The sequence below is a fragment of the Phenylobacterium sp. GW821-FHT12F10 genome, from assembly GCF_058806695.1.
Genome location: NZ_JBXAPY010000005.1, coordinates 241,165 through 257,181, shown reverse-complemented (window position 1 = coordinate 257,181; position 16,017 = coordinate 241,165). Strand labels below are relative to the sequence as shown.

The 16,017-nt window shown below is 68.4% G+C and carries 15 protein-coding genes; 7 read left to right on the top strand and 8 right to left on the bottom strand.

Features of this window, described 5'->3' with window-relative positions; translation table 11 throughout:
- Positions 1-404: 404 nt before the first annotated feature.
- Together AC1RN5_RS22280 and AC1RN5_RS22275 are read right to left on the bottom strand one after the other, a co-directional pair.
- Entirely contained in the window at positions 405-773 is a 369-nt protein-coding gene (locus AC1RN5_RS22280; RefSeq protein ID WP_493044082.1) for a hypothetical protein, read from the bottom strand.
- Positions 770-1,132 (bottom strand): hypothetical protein, encoded by a 363-nt coding sequence (locus AC1RN5_RS22275; protein WP_493044080.1) that lies wholly within the window; start codon positions 1,130-1,132, stop codon positions 770-772. The genes AC1RN5_RS22280 and AC1RN5_RS22275 overlap by 4 nt, the downstream gene beginning before the upstream one ends.
- 140 nt (positions 1,133-1,272) lie before the next feature.
- Between AC1RN5_RS22275 and AC1RN5_RS22270 the strand changes: the two genes are divergently transcribed.
- The 7 genes from AC1RN5_RS22270 (at position 1,273) to AC1RN5_RS22240 (ending at position 8,769) form a co-directional block, all read left to right on the top strand.
- Complete coding sequence (locus AC1RN5_RS22270; protein WP_493044078.1) at positions 1,273-1,722, top strand: MerR family transcriptional regulator; 450 nt, start codon at positions 1,273-1,275, stop codon at positions 1,720-1,722.
- On the top strand, positions 1,719-2,051 hold the full coding sequence (locus AC1RN5_RS22265) for a YnfA family protein (RefSeq protein WP_493044076.1): 333 nt from the start codon (positions 1,719-1,721) through the stop codon (positions 2,049-2,051). Before AC1RN5_RS22270 ends, AC1RN5_RS22265 begins: the two co-directional genes overlap by 4 nt.
- Positions 2,052-2,073: 22 nt before the next feature.
- The gene (locus tag AC1RN5_RS22260) at positions 2,074-3,144 is read left to right on the top strand and encodes a DMT family transporter (protein ID WP_493044074.1); all 1,071 of its coding nucleotides are present in this window, start codon (positions 2,074-2,076) and stop codon (positions 3,142-3,144) included.
- A 139-nt stretch (positions 3,145-3,283) separates the two neighbouring features.
- Positions 3,284-5,512, top strand: coding sequence for a heavy metal translocating P-type ATPase (locus tag AC1RN5_RS22255; RefSeq protein WP_493044072.1), 2,229 nt, complete (start codon positions 3,284-3,286; stop codon positions 5,510-5,512).
- Positions 5,513-5,780: 268 nt separating this feature from the next.
- Positions 5,781-6,083 carry a hypothetical protein gene (locus tag AC1RN5_RS22250; RefSeq protein ID WP_493044070.1) on the top strand — a complete coding sequence of 101 codons (303 nt, stop codon included), beginning with the start codon at positions 5,781-5,783 and terminating at the stop codon, positions 6,081-6,083.
- Between the two features lie 9 nt (positions 6,084-6,092).
- Positions 6,093-6,488, top strand: a complete 396-nt coding sequence (locus AC1RN5_RS22245) for a DUF302 domain-containing protein (protein ID WP_493044068.1) — start codon at positions 6,093-6,095, stop codon at positions 6,486-6,488.
- A gap of 349 nt (positions 6,489-6,837) precedes the next feature.
- Entirely contained in the window at positions 6,838-8,769 is a 1,932-nt protein-coding gene (locus AC1RN5_RS22240) for an FTR1 family protein (RefSeq protein WP_493044066.1), read from the top strand.
- 63 nt (positions 8,770-8,832) lie between these two features.
- On the opposite strand, the gene AC1RN5_RS22235 is transcribed toward AC1RN5_RS22240, so the two are convergent.
- From AC1RN5_RS22235 to AC1RN5_RS22210, 6 genes are all read right to left on the bottom strand, one after another.
- Positions 8,833-9,528: a ZIP family metal transporter gene (locus tag AC1RN5_RS22235; protein ID WP_493044064.1), complete on the bottom strand. Its 696-nt coding sequence runs from the start codon at positions 9,526-9,528 to the stop codon at positions 8,833-8,835.
- 7 nt (positions 9,529-9,535) lie between these two features.
- Complete coding sequence (locus tag AC1RN5_RS22230) at positions 9,536-9,949, bottom strand: hypothetical protein (RefSeq protein ID WP_493044106.1); 414 nt, start codon at positions 9,947-9,949, stop codon at positions 9,536-9,538.
- A 4-nt stretch (positions 9,950-9,953) separates the two neighbouring features.
- Positions 9,954-10,298: a DUF190 domain-containing protein gene (locus AC1RN5_RS22225; protein WP_493044062.1), complete on the bottom strand. Its 345-nt coding sequence runs from the start codon at positions 10,296-10,298 to the stop codon at positions 9,954-9,956.
- Between the two features lie 91 nt (positions 10,299-10,389).
- Positions 10,390-13,632: an efflux RND transporter permease subunit gene (locus AC1RN5_RS22220; protein WP_493044060.1), complete on the bottom strand. Its 3,243-nt coding sequence runs from the start codon at positions 13,630-13,632 to the stop codon at positions 10,390-10,392.
- Positions 13,629-14,801, bottom strand: coding sequence for an efflux RND transporter periplasmic adaptor subunit (locus tag AC1RN5_RS22215; RefSeq protein ID WP_493044058.1), 1,173 nt, complete (start codon positions 14,799-14,801; stop codon positions 13,629-13,631). Before AC1RN5_RS22215 ends, AC1RN5_RS22220 begins: the two co-directional genes overlap by 4 nt.
- Positions 14,801-16,012, bottom strand: coding sequence for a TolC family protein (locus AC1RN5_RS22210; RefSeq protein WP_493044056.1), 1,212 nt, complete (start codon positions 16,010-16,012; stop codon positions 14,801-14,803). The genes AC1RN5_RS22215 and AC1RN5_RS22210 overlap by 1 nt, the downstream gene beginning before the upstream one ends.
- Positions 16,013-16,017 lie beyond the last annotated feature (5 nt).

The following is a 16,017-nucleotide window of genomic DNA, read 5'->3' as shown; positions in this document are numbered from 1 at the left end:
CCCGAACTGGAAACTTCCGGTCCGCGCCTCGGCGTGACGGCCTGGGGGCGGCTAGGCCGGCCCTATTCCCACTCGATTATTGATCTAACCCATAACTCTCTGATTTTCATTATGATTGTCGATCACAAAGGTTTGAAATACCGTCATCGGGACTGACAAATACTAAGTTATCGATTTCATTCAACTTTCTACAATGCACTCAATTCAGCATCTATCATCTTCTATTGAGACATCGTTGCCGTTTCAATGCGATTGACGACCGTATCGCCCTCGATGACTATCGACAATATCTAGCGTCGCGCGCTTCCCACTTTCCGACGTGGCCGCCAGGTGGCCGCGGAGATCGAGGCCATGCTGGCCCGCGCACGCAGCAGGTCGTGACCTCGACCCTGTGGGCCAGGGCTTCAAGGGCGCACCAGTCCAACCACCACGCCTTCGAGGTGCGGCCAGGCCAAGGCCGCCGCCAGGACAAAGGTCGCACCGACCATGGTGATCCAGGTCGATCGCGCGGGACGCCGACGTGCGCGCACGCTCGTCCACCCGATCCAGGCCCAGCTCACCAGGACCGCGACCACCGCGACCGCGGTCATCCACGAATAGAGCGCGCCAAACCAGGCCAGGGCGCCGCCCGAGAGGGCCAGGGCCGCGGCCGGCAAGGCGAAGGGCAGGACACAACAAACCCCGCAGGCCAGCGCTCCGCCGGCCACGATGACGGCGGTGGCGCCGGCGACGCGGTTCGCCCGGGATGCGGGCGCTGTCTCGATCTTGCTCACGCGGCCGCTCCGCCGCAGCACCCACAGGCGGCCCGCGCCGAGGGCGCATTCAATTCGAACGGGGCGAAGACCGTCTCGGCGGCCTCGCGCGCCGGCTCCGGCGCGGTGATGGTCAGGTGGATCGCATCATCGGCCTCGCGAAGGTCGAACCCGAGAAACGCGCAACAGGCCTGCTCCTGGCCGACCATCTGGCGGACCTGGTCTCGCGCCTGGGGCCGATAGGTCAGTTCCAGGGTGAGGTCCCCGCGACTGTGGCTGAGCAGGAAGTTGGTGTTCAGGTTGGCGATCCAGGCCAGGCGGGCCTTGAAGTCGCCTGCGGCCAGGGTGCAGGCGATGGGAGGGTCGAGGGTTTGCGACATGCTTCAGCTCCGGTTCGAACCCAGCCTAAAAGTTCAAGCCACTTGAGGTTCAAGAGCTAGATTCGGCGCTTCGCGATCCCTGGCTTGTCGGGCTACATCCCTGAAGTCACTTGAACTTCACATGGTCCCGGAACCCCTTCATGTCGCTTAGGATCGGCGGACTCGCCAAACGCACCCGCACCAATGCGCCGACCATCCGATATTATGAGGAAATCGGCCTCCTGCCGCCGGCTGACCGCAGACAGGGCGGGCAACGCTGCTTTGGCGAGGACGACGTCAAGCGGCTGACCTTCATCCGCCGCTGCCGCGAGTTCGGTTTCCCGATCGAGCAGGTCCGTACCCTGGTCACCCTGATGACCGATGACACACGCTCCTGCACCGAGGCCCGGGACCTGGCTCAGCAGCACCTGGATGCCGTCCGCGCCAAGCTGGTGGAGCTGAAAGCCCTTGAGCGCAGCATCGCCGGCTTTGTCCAGACCTGCGATGTCTCGTGCGCCGGAGGCCCTGGCCCCGACTGCACGATCCTGGAAGATTTGGCCGCGCCGATCACCTATGCCGTTTCGGCCCGCCACCAGGCGCCGGCCAGATGATCAAGACCGGGTTGATCTACGCCCTGGCCGCCCTGGCTGAGATCGGCGGCTGCTTCAGTTTCTGGATGTGGCTGCGGCAGGGCAAGCCGGCGCTGTGGTTGGCGCCCGGCCTGGCGTCACTGGCCGTGTTCGCCTGGCTGCTCACCCTGGTGGACACCGCGGCGGCGGGGCGCGCCTACGCCGCCTATGGCAGCATCTACATCGTCGCGGCCTTGGCCTGGCTCTGGGCGGTCGAGGGGGTTCGCCCGGACCGGTGGGATGCTGTGGGCGCAGTGATCTGCCTGATCGGAGCCGGCGTGATCTTGCTCGGCCCAAGAGCCACGGCCTAGATCCGTGCATGAGCATGATCACATGACCCGCAAGTGGACAAGTTGGCCGGGCGTCCCAATGGCGTTGGGCTCCGCGGCGCTGTTCGGCGCCAGCACTCCGCTGGCCAAGCTGTTGCTGGGGGGTGGGGTCAGTCCCTGGCTCCTGGCAGGACTGCTCTATCTGGGATCGGGTCTCGGGCTGAGCGTAGTTCATTTTGGGCGGCGCGCCTTAGGCATCGCGCCCACGGAGGCGCCGTTGCGGCGGGCGGACTTGCCCTGGCTCGCTCTGGTGATCCTGGCTGGAGGCGCGATCGGACCGGTCCTGCTGATGATCGGCCTCTCCACCACGCCGGCCTCCTCGGCCGCCCTGCTGCTCAATGTCGAAGGCCTGGCGACCATGGCGATCGCCTGGCTGGTGTTCAAAGAGAACGTCGACCGGCGATTGCTGATCGGCGCCGCCGCAATCCTCGGAGGGGCCATCCTCCTCTCCTGGCAGGGCGGACCCGCGGGCTTCGGGCTGGGTGCCCTGGCCATTGCCGGCGCCTGTCTGGCCTGGGGGGTCGACAACAACCTGACCCGCAAACTCAGTTCGGCCGACCCGGTTCAGATCGCCATGCTGAAGGGTCTTGTGGCCGGCGCGGTGAACCTGGTCCTGGCCCTGTCGACGGGCGCGCATATGCCGCCCCTGACGCCGCTGGCAGGCGCGGGTGTGGTGGGCTTCCTGGGTTATGGGGTGAGCCTCGTTCTCTTCGTTCTGGCGCTACGTCACCTCGGCGCGGCGCGGACGGGGGCCTATTTCTCGATGGCGCCTTTCATCGGCGCGCTGCTGGCCTTGGCCGTCTTCCATGAACCGGTGACGGCCCAGCTGCTGATCGCGGCGGGTCTGATGGCCGTGGGACTATGGCTGCACCTCGCCGAGGCGCACGAGCACGAGCACGCGCACGAGCTCATGGAGCACGAACACCGTCACGTGCATGACGCCCATCACCAGCATGATCACGGGACGCTGGACCCGCCCGGTGAGCCCCACAGCCATCCGCATCGCCACCTGCCGATGACCCACAAGCACCCGCACTATCCAGACCTGCACCACCGGCATGGGCACGTGCACTGATCGCTGACCAGGTCGGCGCCGTATCGTCGTCGACTTGCAAAGCGGCTTGGCGAGTCCGGAACCTAGGGCCGCCCCAGAACGCGCTTGCTCCTCTAGCGACTGGAGGAGTTAGGCTCAGACCTCATTCGAGGTTCGCCACATGCAACAGCTCAAGACCCGCTATCGCGTCGAGGGCATGGACTGCCCGTCCTGCGCCGCAAAGATCGAGACCGCAGCCCGGCGCGTCGACGGCGTGCTCGAGGTCTCGGTCACGGTCGCCAACGGCAGCATGGTGGTCGACCACACGCCGAAGGCTGAGCTTCCGGACCTGATCCGGAAGCTCTCGGGCCTCGGCTATGGCGTGACGGAGGCGCCGCTCGCTGGCGCCCCGGCTGCGCCGACCGGCCACAATCACGCCGACTACGACCACGCGGGTCATTCCCATGCGGACGCCATGTCCGCGGCGGGGCAGACCCCCAAGGCCTGGTGGCGATCGCCGAAGGGCCGCTTGATGCTGGTCGCCGGCCTTGCCTTCGTCCTCGCCTTCGGGGTCGCCAAGCTGGTCCCCACCGCCGGACAATGGCCGTTCACGATCGCGATGCTGGCGGGCCTGCTGCCGATCGGCCGCCGCGCGGTGATGGCGGCGCTGGCCGGCACGCCCTTCTCCATCGAGATGTTGATGACCATCGCCGCCGTGGGCGCGGTGTTCATCGGCGCCTCGGAGGAAGGCGCCGCGGTGGTGTTCCTGTTCCTGATCGGCGAACTGCTCGAAGGGGTCGCCGCCGGCAAGTCGCGGGCAAGCATCCAAGCGCTGAGCCAACTGGCGCCCAAGACCGCCTTCCTAGACCGCGACGGATCCCTGGAAGAGGTGGCGGCCGACAGCCTGGCCGTCGGTGACATCATCCTGGTCCGGCCCGGCGACCGCTTCCCGGCCGATGGCGTCATCACCACCGGGTCCGGCGAGGTCAATGAGGCCCCGGTGACCGGTGAAAGCACCCCGGTCCGCAAGTCCCCCGGCGAGACGGTTTATGCTGGGACCGTCAACGCCGACACCGCCCTGGGCGTCCGGGTAACCGCGGCGGCGGCCGACAACACCATCGCCCGGGTGGTGAAGCTGGTGGAGGAGGCCCAGGAGAGCAAGGCTCCGACCGAGCGCTTCATCGACCGGTTCTCGCGCTACTACACCCCTGCCGTGGTGGTGGTCGCCGCCCTGGTGGCCGTGGTCCCGCCGCTGATGTTCGGCGCCGCCTGGCACGGCTGGATCTACAAGGGCCTGGCCATCCTGCTGATCGGCTGCCCCTGCGCCTTGGTGATCTCGACGCCGGCGGCTATCGCCGCCAGCCTCTCGGCCGGCGCGCGGCGAGGCCTGCTGCTCAAGGGCGGCGCGGTGCTGGAGAGCCTGGGCAAGATCACCCTGGTGGCCTTCGACAAGACCGGCACCCTCACCGAAGGCAAGCCAAAGGTCACCGACGTGATCGCCTTCTCCGGCGCCGAGACGGAAGTGATCGCCTTTGCCGCCGCCCTGGAAGCCGGGTCCAGCCACCCGTTGGCCAGCGCGATCCTGGCCAAGGCCGAGGCTGACAACGTGGTGGTAGGCCAGGCGAAGGACTCCGCCGCGGTGGGCGGCAAGGGCGTCACCGGCGTGGTGAACGGCGCGCGCCTCTTCCTGGGGTCGGCCGAAGCGGCCGGCGAACAGACCGCATTGTCGCCCGCGCAATCCGCCGCCGTCGCCGCGTTGAGCGATCAGGGCAAGACCGTCTCCATCCTGTTGCGCGACGGCGAGATCTTGGGCGCCATCGCCATGCGCGACGAGCCCCGGGCCGACGCCAAGCGCGGCCTGGCGCGGCTGACCGAGGCCGGGATCCGGACCGTCATGCTGACCGGTGACAACGCCCGCACCGCCCAGGCGATCGGCGAGCAGCTGGGCATCGAGGTCCGCGCGGGCCTGCTGCCGCAGGACAAGCAGAGGATCGTCCAGCAGTTCCAGGCCGAGGGACACCAGGTGGCCAAGGTCGGAGACGGCATCAACGACGCGCCGGCGCTCGCCGCCGCGCAGGTCGGCATCGCCATGGGTGGTGGGACCGACGTGGCGCTGGAAACCGCCAACGCCGCGGCCCTGCACGGCCGGGTGAGCGACGTGGCCGACATGATCGCGCTCTCCAAGCGCACCATGGGCAATATCGGTCAGAACATCACCATCGCGCTCGGCCTGAAGGCCGTATTCCTGGTCACAACGGTGATCGGCGTCACCGGCCTGTGGCCGGCGATCCTGGCCGATACCGGCGCGACGGTGCTGGTGACCTTGAACGCGATGCGTTTGCTCAGGCTGTCACCTTCGTCCGCGAGGCGCGCTGATGCTCAGCCTCAAGGTCATGCCCGGCCTGGTTGATCTCGCTCAAGGCGGGCGCCGCTACTCCGTCGCAATGTCTGCTTGAGACGCCGAGGCGTGCTCGCGGACAAACCATATCGGAGACAGTTCAATGCGCTTTTCGAAGTCAGCCGCATGGGCGGCGATGGTGGTGGCGATGGGCCTGGCCGGCGACGCAGTCGCGCAATCCGGGCAAGGCGGCATGGGCCCCGGCATGATGGGGGGCCATATGACGCAGCCCGGGACCATGGGTCCAGGGATGATGGGTCCAGGGATGATGGGCCCGGGGATGATGGGTCACGGAATGATGGGCCCCGGGATGATGATGGGCAACGGCTCGTGGTGCGGGGGTTGTGGCTATATGGGCCCCGGCTGGGGCGCCCAGCGTTCGAACCTCAACCTCGGCGCCGCCGAAGTGCAGGCCTACATGGAACGCTATCTCCAGTACCAGGGCAATCCCCGGGTGAAGCTAGGGGCGGTCAAGGAGACCGACGCCGACACCGTCACCGCCGACGTGGTGACGACCGAGGGCGGCGCGCTGGTTCAGCGCTACATCTTCGACCGCCACACAGGCGCCTACCGTCCCGGCTAGGAGCCAATCGTGTCCTACTACTTCGCCACGACCCTTCCGATCCCGTTCGCCGACGCCGTGCGGCGCACCATCGAAGCTTTGAAGGCCGAGGGTTTCGGGGTGATCACGCAGATCGACGTCCGCGCCACCTTCAAGGAGAAGCTCGGCGTCGATTTTCGGGATTATCGCATCCTGGGAGCCTGCAATCCGGCCCTGGCCCACGAGGCGCTCAGTCTGGAGGACAAGGTGGGGACGATGTTGCCCTGCAACGTTGTCCTGCAGGCGGCAGGACCGGAAAGCACCGAGGTCGCGGCGATCGATCCCGTCGCGTCGATGCAGGCGATCGACAATCCGGCGCTGAAAGAGGCCGCCCAAGCCGTCTCCGCAAAGTTGAGGCGGGTGATCGACAATCTGGCGTCCGGCTAGTTCGCCGACGAGGTTACGACTCCCGGCCGATAAGATCCGCAGCCGCCGATGCGTCAGGTCGGTGTGGCGGGCCAATGACTGGCCATGACACTTTCGCTGGCGTCGGACCAGGCACATCAGGCGACATGGCGATCTAAGAGTATCGCGACTTCGCGTGGACATCTGTCTCGCTGACGGTGGCAGGACCTGGCGCCCGCCAAGGCCCCCGGCCGACGTCCACGGGATCATCTCAGCGGCGGCCCCACGGCGCCCATCTCCCGCGTCACGCCGAAATTAGCTCTTGATCCTAAAGCGGCTAGAGCATCTAGGGTCCAACTAAGAGCTATTCTTAATCGCAAGTATGAGTCCCATGCCTCCGCTCCACCGCGTGTCCGCCCTATTCTGCGCCCTGGCGATCCTTGCGCTGCCAGCGCTTGGGCGGGCGGACCCCACCACGCCATCGGCCCAGGTGGCCTGGCGGTTGCTGGACTATCTGGCTGTCGACTATCCGGGCGCGATCCAGAACGGTCAGGTGGTCAGTCTCTCCGAATATGCGGAGATGAAGGAGTTCTCGGCCTCCGTCCGCGAACGGATCGCCGGCCTGCCCCCCACCCCGGCCAAGCCGGCCCTGATCGCCGGCGCCGATGGCCTGGTGACGGCCATCGCCCAAAAATCCGACCCCGCCGACGTGGCCGATCGTGCGCACAGGCTGGGCGCCGACCTCCTGACCGCCTACCCGACCCCGCTTGCGCCAGCCAAGGCGCCCGACCTCGCCCGCGGCGCGAGCCTCTATGTCGAGCAGTGCGCCACCTGCCATGGCGTCAGCGGTCACGGTGATGGCCCCAACGCCAAGGCCCTCAACCCACCGCCGGTGGCCTTCGCCGACCTCGCCCGCGCGCGCCAGCGCAGCGTGTTCGGGCTTTACCAGGTGATCGGCCAAGGCCTCGACGGCACGGCAATGCCCAGCTTCGCCGATCTCCCGGCCGACGATCGCTGGGCGCTGGCCTTCTATGTCGGCCGCTTCGCCTTCGACGATGCGCAGGCCCGAGCCGGAGAACAGCTGTGGCGGTCCGATCCGAAGCTGCGCGCCCGGGTCCAAACCCTCCAGGCGCTTACCCAGACGACCCCCGCCGCCCTGGCGGGCGCCGTCGGCGAGGACCATGCCCTGGCGCTGGTCGCCTATCTGCGGCGTCATCCCGAGGCCGTCGCACCGCAGGACGCGGGCACGCTCGACATCGCCCGCGCCAAGCTGGCCGAAAGCTTGGCCGCCTATGAGGCGGGCGATCGCGCCGCCGCCAAGGAGCTTGCGCTGGCGGCCTATCTCGACGGCTTCGAACCCATCGAACCGGCCCTGACGGCGCGCGACGCCGCCTTGATGACCCGGGTGGAGGCCGCCATGGGCGAGCTGCGCGCCAGCCTGACGCGCGGCGCGCCGGCCGGGGAGGTTCGCGAGCAGGTCGGCCATGTGAACGCGCTCATGGACCTCGCGCAGCGGGCCTTGGCGCCGGAAAAGGCCAGCCCGGCGGCCAGCTTCGCCGGCGCCCTGACCATTCTGCTACGCGAAGGTCTGGAAGCGCTGCTGATCGTCGTCGCCATGATCGCCTTCCTGCGCAAGGCCGACCGGCGCGACGTGCTGCCCTATGTCCACGGCGGCTGGATCTCCGCCCTCGTCGCCGGCGGCCTGACCTGGGCGGCGGCCACCTATCTGATCTCGATCAGCGGCGCGAGCCGCGAACTGACCGAAGGATTCGGCTCGCTGATCTCCGCCGTCGTGCTGATCTCGGTCGGGGTCTGGATGCACGGCAAGGGCCGGGCCGACGCCTGGCAGGCCTATATCAAGGACAAGTTGTCGGCCGCCCTGTCCCGCAGCTCGGCCTGGTTCCTGTTCCTGCTGGCCTTCGTGGTGGTCTATCGCGAGGTCTTCGAGACCATCCTGTTCTATGCGGCCATGTGGAGCCAAGGCGCGCGGGTCGCGATCCTGGCCGGCGCGGCCACGGCGGTGGTCGGGCTGGTTGCGATCGCCTGGGCCCTGCTGAGCTACAGCAAGCGGCTGCCGATTTCCCAGTTCTTCTCCTACAGCTCGATGCTGATCTCCGCCCTGGCGGTGGTGCTGACCGGCAAGGGCGTCGCCGCCCTGCAGGAGGCCGGGATGCTGGACATCCATCCGCTGGCCGCGATCCCGCGCCTTGAGCTCATCGGCCTGTTCCCCACCCTCGAGGGCGTCGTCGCCCAGGTCCTGACGGTGTTGGCGATCGCGACGGGTTTCTGGATGAGCAACCGGCGTTCACAGGTCCGCGCCTAGCCCCGCGGCGGCGTCGTGTGCCGCGGCTGGAGTGGCTTGCGCGTTGGACCGCCCTGCCCCGCCTCAGGCGGGCGCGGCTTCCATGAGGTCGGCCAGCAACAGCAGCAGCAGGAAGCCCACGAAGAACATCGCCGTGATCCAGGGCCGGTCGCGGACCTCATGGGCCTCCACCAGCAACTCCTCGGTGACCAGGTAGAGCAGAGCCACCAGGGCGAAGGCGAAGCACCCGGTGATCACCGGCGCGGGCAGCAGGCTGATCGGCCCGCTGAGCAGGGCGCCCAGGGGCAGCAGCAATGCGATGAGCGCCGTCATGGTCACGGAACGGACCCAACTGCCGGTCTTCAGGCCCACGGCGATGGTCAGGCCCAGGAACAGAATCTCGATTGTCAGAGCGATGGTCAGCAGCAGGCCCTGGGTCTGACCAGCCAGGAAACTCAGGCCCAGGACCAGACCGTCGATGAAGATGTCGACGCCGATGGTCGCCAGCAGCCCCACAGGCCCGGAGACCCGCGCCTCCAATGACTGGACCAGCAACATCACCACGATGCCGGCCCCACCGCCGATCATCACCGGCCAGACCGCCCCGGCGTGTTTGAGGTCGGGCAGGACCTCCCCTGCGGCCGCGGCGAACACCACACCGGCCGCGAAATGCTGGATCGCGCTGACCAGCTGCGGCCCTGGCCGACGCCAGGCCGTGATCCCCGCGCCGGTGACGGCGGCCAGCACGGGCGCAAGGGTGAAGACCAGCATGGAGGTCATGGGCGATCTACTCGGCGGTCAGGTGGAGAGTCTGGCCGGGCTGCGCCGTCCAGCCCGTGGGGATATCGTAGAAGACACACCGCAGATCAGTTCTTGGCAAACCCCATAGTCTCTGGGTCGTCGAAGCCACGGCTGCGCCCTGAGGGCCCACCAGGTCCAGCCGCAGCCGATTGGGCGCCTGGGCCCAGGACAGCTTGCGGCAGAGCGCGCCGTGAACCCGCATGCCGTGGGGGCCCGCCAACACGTCGGGGTTCCTGAATTCGAACCCCCGGACGCTTTGCGAGACGACGGCCACATCAAGGCGCTCGGCGCCGCCATAGATCGGCGTTGCGCAGGCCGTCAGACCCAGCGTGGCGAGCATGGCGAAGGTCAGGCGACCCATCGACCGCCAGCGCGACGTTCCGAATTGAAGGCTCCGCATGGCGTCAATCCCGCGCCGCGTGAGCGCCATAACGAAGCACCTCGACCTTCTCCATGGTCACCAGGCCGATCTCCCGTAAATCGGCGAGCTTGGCGACGAAGGCCCGAAGAGGCGCCTCCTGGTCCACGAACTCGATGACCACCGGCATATTATCGTCCAGGTGCAGCGGACGGCGCTGGTGGACCCGGGACGATTGCCCGAAGCCCTGGATGGCGCGCAGCACCGTGGCTCCGGCGAGGTGAGCGTCGCGGGCGCGGCGGACGATATCGTCGACCAGGGACCGGTCGCCGACCAGGGCGTTTTCGTCGGTGTAGATCCGCAGCAGGACCGCGGGGCCTGACGCTTCCATGGAACTTCCTTTCGCTCGCGCCCTACGGCGCCTGGAAAACTCAAAGGCGAGACGCCGACGCGAACCTCTTCGGCCCGCGCCGGCGCGCCCGTCAGCTCGGCTGGGGGGACGTGGCTGACGGGACCTCATCGGGCCGGGATCGCTTCTCTCCCAGCTCCAGGACGAGTTTGGCGATGGCCGGTAGGACCAGCAGGGTCACGGCGGTGGCGGTGATCAAGCCGCCAATCACCACCATGGCCAAGGGTTTCTGCACCTCGGCGCCCGTGCCATGCGCCAGGGCCATGGGGATGAAGCCGATGGCCGGCACCAGGCCGGTCATCACCACCGGACGCACCCGCTCCATGGCCCCTTCATAGATGGCCTGGGCGACGGAGCGCCCCTGCCCCAGCCGCTCGCCGATGCTCATCATCACGACCAGGCCGTTGAGCACCGCGACCCCGGCCAGGACGATGAAACCGACGGCCGCCGAGATCGAGAAGGTGATGCCAGTCAGGGCCAGGGCGAAGACCCCACCGGCCAGCCCGAGCGGGATGGCGGCGAAAACCGTGGCCGCCCGCGCCAAGCCGCCCAGCGCCATGTAGAGAACGCCGAAGATCAGGATGAAGCACAGGGGCACGACCAGCCCCAGGCGGGCTGTCGCGGCCTTGAGCGTCTCGTATTGGCCGCCCCAGGTGATCCAGGACCCCGTGGGCAAGGATACCTTGCCGACCTTGGCCTGGGCTTCGGCGACGAAGGAGCCGATGTCGCGATCGCGGACATTGACCTGGATGACCACCCGGCGCTTGCCGTCCTCACGGCTGACCTGGTTGAGGCCGTCGGAGAACCGGAACTGCACCACCTCACGCAGCGGGACGGATCGTTGAACATGCCCCTCGCCGCCCGGCAGCATCACCGGCAGGGCGCCAAGCACGTCGAGGTCGTTACGCTGGTCGCCCGCCGTGCGGACCACGATGTCGAACCGGCGATCGCCCTCGAACACCTCGCCCGCCTCGCGGCCGCCCAGCGCGGCGGAGACGGTGTCGGCGACTTCCTCCACGGTCAGGCCGAAGCGGGCGATGGCGGCGCGGTCAAAATGCACCTCCAGGGTCGGAGCCCCGGCGGTCTGTTCAACCAGGACGCCATCGGCGCCCGGTATGGATTGCAGCACGGCGCCGATCTTGGCCGCCGCGGCGCTCATCTTGTCGAGATCGTCGCCATAGAGCTTGATCGCCACATCACCGCGCACCCCAGCGATGAGCTCGTTGAACCGCATCTGGATCGGCTGGGTGACTTCGTAGGCGTTGCCGAGCAACGGGGCGGCGGCGGCCTCGATCCGAGCGACGACATCGGCCTTGGTCCTGACGCCCTTGGGCCAGTCCTTCTGCGGCTTCAGGATCACAAAGCCGTCCGACTGGTTCACGGGCATGGGGTCGGTCGCCACCTCGGCGGTGCCAGTCTTGGAGAACATCATCTCCACTTCCGGCAGCGCCGTGACCGCCTTCTCGACCTGCTGCTGCATGGTCCGCGACTGCTCCAGCGCCGTGGAGGGAATCTTGAGCGCCCCCATGGCGACGTTCTTCTCGTCGAGCTGAGGGATGAACTCCTGGCCGAGGGTTGTGAACACCACCCCAGCCAGGGCGAAGACGCCAAGGGCCGCGCCGATGAACGGCCAGGGTCGCGCGATGGAGCGCTGCAGAAGCGGCTCGTACCAACCCTTGGTCCAGAGGATCAGGTGAACCTCCTTCTCGGCCACCTTTCCGCGCATGAGGATCGCCACCATGGCTGGGACGAAGGTCAGCGACAGGATGAAGGCCGCGGCCAGGGCCAGCATGATGGTGATCGCCATGGGCGAGAAGGTCTTGCCCTCCACCCCGGTGAAGGTGAGCAGGGGCGCGAAAACCAGGAAGATGATCGCCTGGCCATAGACGGTCGGACGGATCATTTCCTGGGCGGCCCTGAGCACGGTCTCCAGGCGTTCGCGCAGCACCAGGAGCCGGCCTTCGCGATGCTGCCGCTCGGCCAGCCGAAGCAGGCAGTTCTCGATGATGATCACCGTGCCGTCGACGATCAGGCCGAAGTCGAGCGCCCCCAGGCTCATCAGATTGCCGGACACCTTCAGGCTGTTCATGCCGATGGCCATCATCAGGAATGACAAGGGGATGACCAGGACGGCGATCAGGGCGGCGCGCACGTTGCCCAGCAGCAGGAACAGGGTCGCCGCCACCAGGATTGCGCCCTCGATCAGGTTCCGCTGGACCGTGGCCACGGTGGCGTTGACCAGCACCGAGCGGTCGAGGGTTGTGTTGACCTCCACCCCGGGCGGCAGCGACGTCCTGACCGTGGCCAGCTTGTCCCCGACCGCCTTGGCGACGGTGCGGCTGTTCTCGCCGATCAGCATCAGGGCGGTGCCGATCACCACTTCCTCGCCGTTCTTGCTGGCCGCGCCGGTGCGCAGGTCGCCGCCAACCCGCACCAGGGCCACGTCTCGCACCGCCACGGGGACCGTGCCTCGGGTGGCGATCACCGCGCTCTCGATCTCATCGAGATCCCGCACCCGGGCGTCGGCGCGGACCAGATAGGCTTCGCCGGCGCGCTCGACGAAATTGGCGCCCACCGAGAGGTTGGCCGCCTCCAGGGCCTTGGCCAGGGCGGTGTAGGAGATGCCGTAGGCCGCCAGCTTGGCCGGGTCGGGCTCGACCACATACTGCTTGGCGTAGCCGCCGATGGAATCGATGCCCGCGACCCCGTCCACCGTCCGCAGTTGCGGGCGGATGATCCAGTCCTGAACCGTGCGAAGATAGCCGGCCTGGGCGACCACGTCCGTCAGGCGCTCGCCCTCCGGCGTGAGATAGGCGCCGTCGCTCTGCCAGCCGGGCACGCCGTCACGCCGGGGCGCGCCTCGACCGGCGGGATGGGTGAACTCGACGGAGTACATGAACACTTCGCCGAGCCCGGTGGTGACCGGACCGATCTGCGGCTGAACCGCGGCCGGCAGGCTGTCACGGGCCTGGGTCAGCCGTTCGGCCACCTGTTGGCGGGCGAAATAGAGGTCGGTGTCCTCCCGGAAGATCGCCGAGACCTGGCTGAAGCCGTTGCGGGAGATCGAGCGGGTGGTCTCCAGGCCGGGGATACCGGCCAGCGCCGTCTCCACCGGGAAGGTGACGCGTTTTTCGATCTCCACCGGGGAGAGCGCCGGGGAGACGGTGTTGATCTGGACCTGTTTGTTGGTGATGTCGGGAACGGCGTCGATGGGCAGCTTGGTCAGCTGCCAGCCGCCGAGAATGGCTACCATCAGGGTGATGATGATCACATACCAGCGCGCCTGGACGGAGAGAGCGAGAATCCGGCCGATCATTCTTCGTCCTCCGAACCCTTGCCGAGCTCGGCCTTGAGCAGGAAGGCGTTCTTGACTGCGATCTGCTGACCGGCGGTGAGGCCCTCGACGATCGCCACACGACCACCGGCCCGCTGGCCGAGGGTCACCCGCTGGACACGGAAGCCCTTGGTGGTGCGGACGAACACCGCGTCATGGCCATTCAGGGTCTGCACAGCGTCCTGGGAGACCACGATCCCGGTGGTGGCCGAGCGCCGCGTGGTGATCCGCGTGCGCACCAGCTGGCCCGGCTGCAGGGCCTTGGCGTCCCCGGTCAACACAAGGACCACGGTGGCGGAGCGAGTTTCCTCGTTGACGCCTGGGGTGACCGATCGGACCACCGCCGCGACCGTCTGGCCCGTGCTGATCTCGATGATCGCGGCGTCTCCCGGCTGGACGCGCTGGGCGTCCGTGGCGGTGACCGCCGCCTCGATCTGGATCTTCCTGGGATCGGCGATCTCGAACAGCGCGGTCTCGGGTTGGACGAAGGCGCCGAGGCTTGCGGTCATGGCTGTGATCCGCCCGGAGATCGGACTGGTCACCGCCAGGTATCGACCATCCTGAGAGACGGCGGCCGCGCCGGCCGCCGTGGCGGCGCGACGCGACTCGGCCTCCGCCGCCGCCAGTTCGGCCTGGGCGGCCTCGTAGTCCTGACGGGGGCTGACCTTCTGTTCGTAGAGCCGTCGCTCGCGGGCCAGGACCTTTCGAGCCAGGTCGGCCTTGGTGGAGGCCACGCTGCGGTCCGCTGCGATCTGGGCGGCTTCGCGGCTCTCGACCAGGGCCAGGGTCTCGCCGGCGCGAACGGGATCGCCGAGACGCTTGGTCAGGCGCGCGATCGATCCGGCGGCGCGGGCGGTGAGGATCGCCTTGCCAGTGGGCTCGGCTTCGACGGCGCCTTGGGCGACGATCTCCGAGGCCAGGTCGCCCAAGGAGACGGTCTGGACCTGGACCCCGGACGCGGTGAGGCGCGCCGGATCCATCTCCAGGACAGTGGGCGGCGCATCGGACGCGGCGCTCGCAGCCTCTGGGACGGAGGCCGGTTTGGGGGTCGTGAACTTCGCCGCGGCGAAGCCCAGGCCGGTCGCGGCGATCAGGGCCGCCGTGGCCATGAGCCAGCGGCGACCCTCGGGCGGATTGAAGGTGCGGGGCATCAGTTCACTCCGAAGGGCGCGCGGCCAAGCAGCCGGGCCAGGCCCGCTTCCGCCCGAATGCGGGCAAGCTGGGTGTCAAGGGTTTGGGCGCGCGCGTCGGCCAGGCCGCGGCGGGCGGTGGTCAGGTCGGAAAGCGGGGATTTCCCTGACTCGTAGGCGATCCGGGTCAGGCGATAGGCTTCCCTTGCCGCCTGTTCGCCCAGCAGGGCGGACGCCGCACGGGACTGCGCCGCCTCGATCTGGAACAGGGCGGACCGACCGTCCGCCGTGGCGTCGAGGCGCGCGGCGTTCAGCCGGGCGTCAGCGGCCGCCAGTTCGCCGCGGACTGCGGCTACATTGCCCCGGTTCTGGTCGAACAGAGGCAAGGCGACGGAAATTCCGCCGACCAGGGCGTGGCTGTCGTCCCCGGCGAACCGGCGATAGCCCAGCGAGGCGGTGACGTCGGGAATGGCCCGGGTCTGCTCCACGCGGACCCGGTGGGCCACTTCGTCGCGTTCGGCCTGGGCCGCCAGCACCGGGGGCGAGCGGGTGACGTCCAGATCCCCAACGGGGGCGGGGCCAGACCGCCGGGCGAGCAGGTCTTCCGACAGGCTGGTGAACGACTCGGGCGAGCCTGAAAGCGCCGTGAGCCGCGCCAGGGTTTCCGCCTGGGCCGCCCGAGCTGCATCCAGGGCTGCGCGGGCGGCGCTAACCGCCGCCTGCGCCTGATAGCTGTTCAACTCGGCGACCCGGCCGGCCTCCACCAGGGCCTTGGCGACCCTCAGATCCTCCAAGGCCAGGGCCACGTTTTCCTCGGCCAGGGTGGCCCGGCGTTCGGCGACGTCGGCCTCGGCATAGGCCAATGCGAGGTCGAAGCCGAAGTCGGCGCGGACCCGTTCAAGCCGCGCCCGGGCGGCCTCGACGCCGGCCCTGCCCGCGGTGACACGGGCGGCCCGCTTGCCTCCCAGCTCGAGCGGCTGCTCGATCGAGGCCGTGGTCTCGGCCTCGTCGTAGCCCCGGAAGGATCCTGAGCCGCTGAAGTTCTCCACCCCGAGCGAGGCGGTGGGGTTGGGCCTTGCCGCGGCCTGACGGGCGAGGCCTTCGGATTGACGGACGCCCGCGACCGCCTCGGCAAGCCGTGGCGCGGTGACCTGGGATTGTTGCAGCAGCGCCGCGAAGGGCGGCGCGGGGTCGGCGACGGATCGGCTGGCCGGCGCAAGCGCGCTCAGCAAGGCGA

What these genes read in the sequence shown, in the direction of transcription:
- AC1RN5_RS22275 (WP_493044080.1), bottom strand. Translation starts at nt 1,132, where the DNA reads ATGTCGCAAACCCTCGACCCTCCCATCGCCTGCACCCTGGCCGCAGGC.
- AC1RN5_RS22270 (WP_493044078.1), top strand. Translation starts at nt 1,273, where the DNA reads ATGTCGCTTAGGATCGGCGGACTCGCCAAACGCACCCGCACCAATGCG.
- AC1RN5_RS22265 (WP_493044076.1), top strand. Translation starts at nt 1,719, where the DNA reads ATGATCAAGACCGGGTTGATCTACGCCCTGGCCGCCCTGGCTGAGATC.
- AC1RN5_RS22260 (WP_493044074.1), top strand. Translation starts at nt 2,074, where the DNA reads ATGACCCGCAAGTGGACAAGTTGGCCGGGCGTCCCAATGGCGTTGGGC.
- AC1RN5_RS22255 (WP_493044072.1), top strand. Translation starts at nt 3,284, where the DNA reads ATGCAACAGCTCAAGACCCGCTATCGCGTCGAGGGCATGGACTGCCCG.
- AC1RN5_RS22250 (WP_493044070.1), top strand. Translation starts at nt 5,781, where the DNA reads ATGATGGGTCACGGAATGATGGGCCCCGGGATGATGATGGGCAACGGC.
- AC1RN5_RS22240 (WP_493044066.1), top strand. Translation starts at nt 6,838, where the DNA reads ATGCCTCCGCTCCACCGCGTGTCCGCCCTATTCTGCGCCCTGGCGATC.
- AC1RN5_RS22235 (WP_493044064.1), bottom strand. Translation starts at nt 9,528, where the DNA reads ATGACCTCCATGCTGGTCTTCACCCTTGCGCCCGTGCTGGCCGCCGTC.
- AC1RN5_RS22230 (WP_493044106.1), bottom strand. Translation starts at nt 9,949, where the DNA reads ATGCGGAGCCTTCAATTCGGAACGTCGCGCTGGCGGTCGATGGGTCGC.
- AC1RN5_RS22225 (WP_493044062.1), bottom strand. Translation starts at nt 10,298, where the DNA reads ATGGAAGCGTCAGGCCCCGCGGTCCTGCTGCGGATCTACACCGACGAA.
- AC1RN5_RS22220 (WP_493044060.1), bottom strand. Translation starts at nt 13,632, where the DNA reads ATGATCGGCCGGATTCTCGCTCTCTCCGTCCAGGCGCGCTGGTATGTG.
- AC1RN5_RS22215 (WP_493044058.1), bottom strand. Translation starts at nt 14,801, where the DNA reads ATGCCCCGCACCTTCAATCCGCCCGAGGGTCGCCGCTGGCTCATGGCC.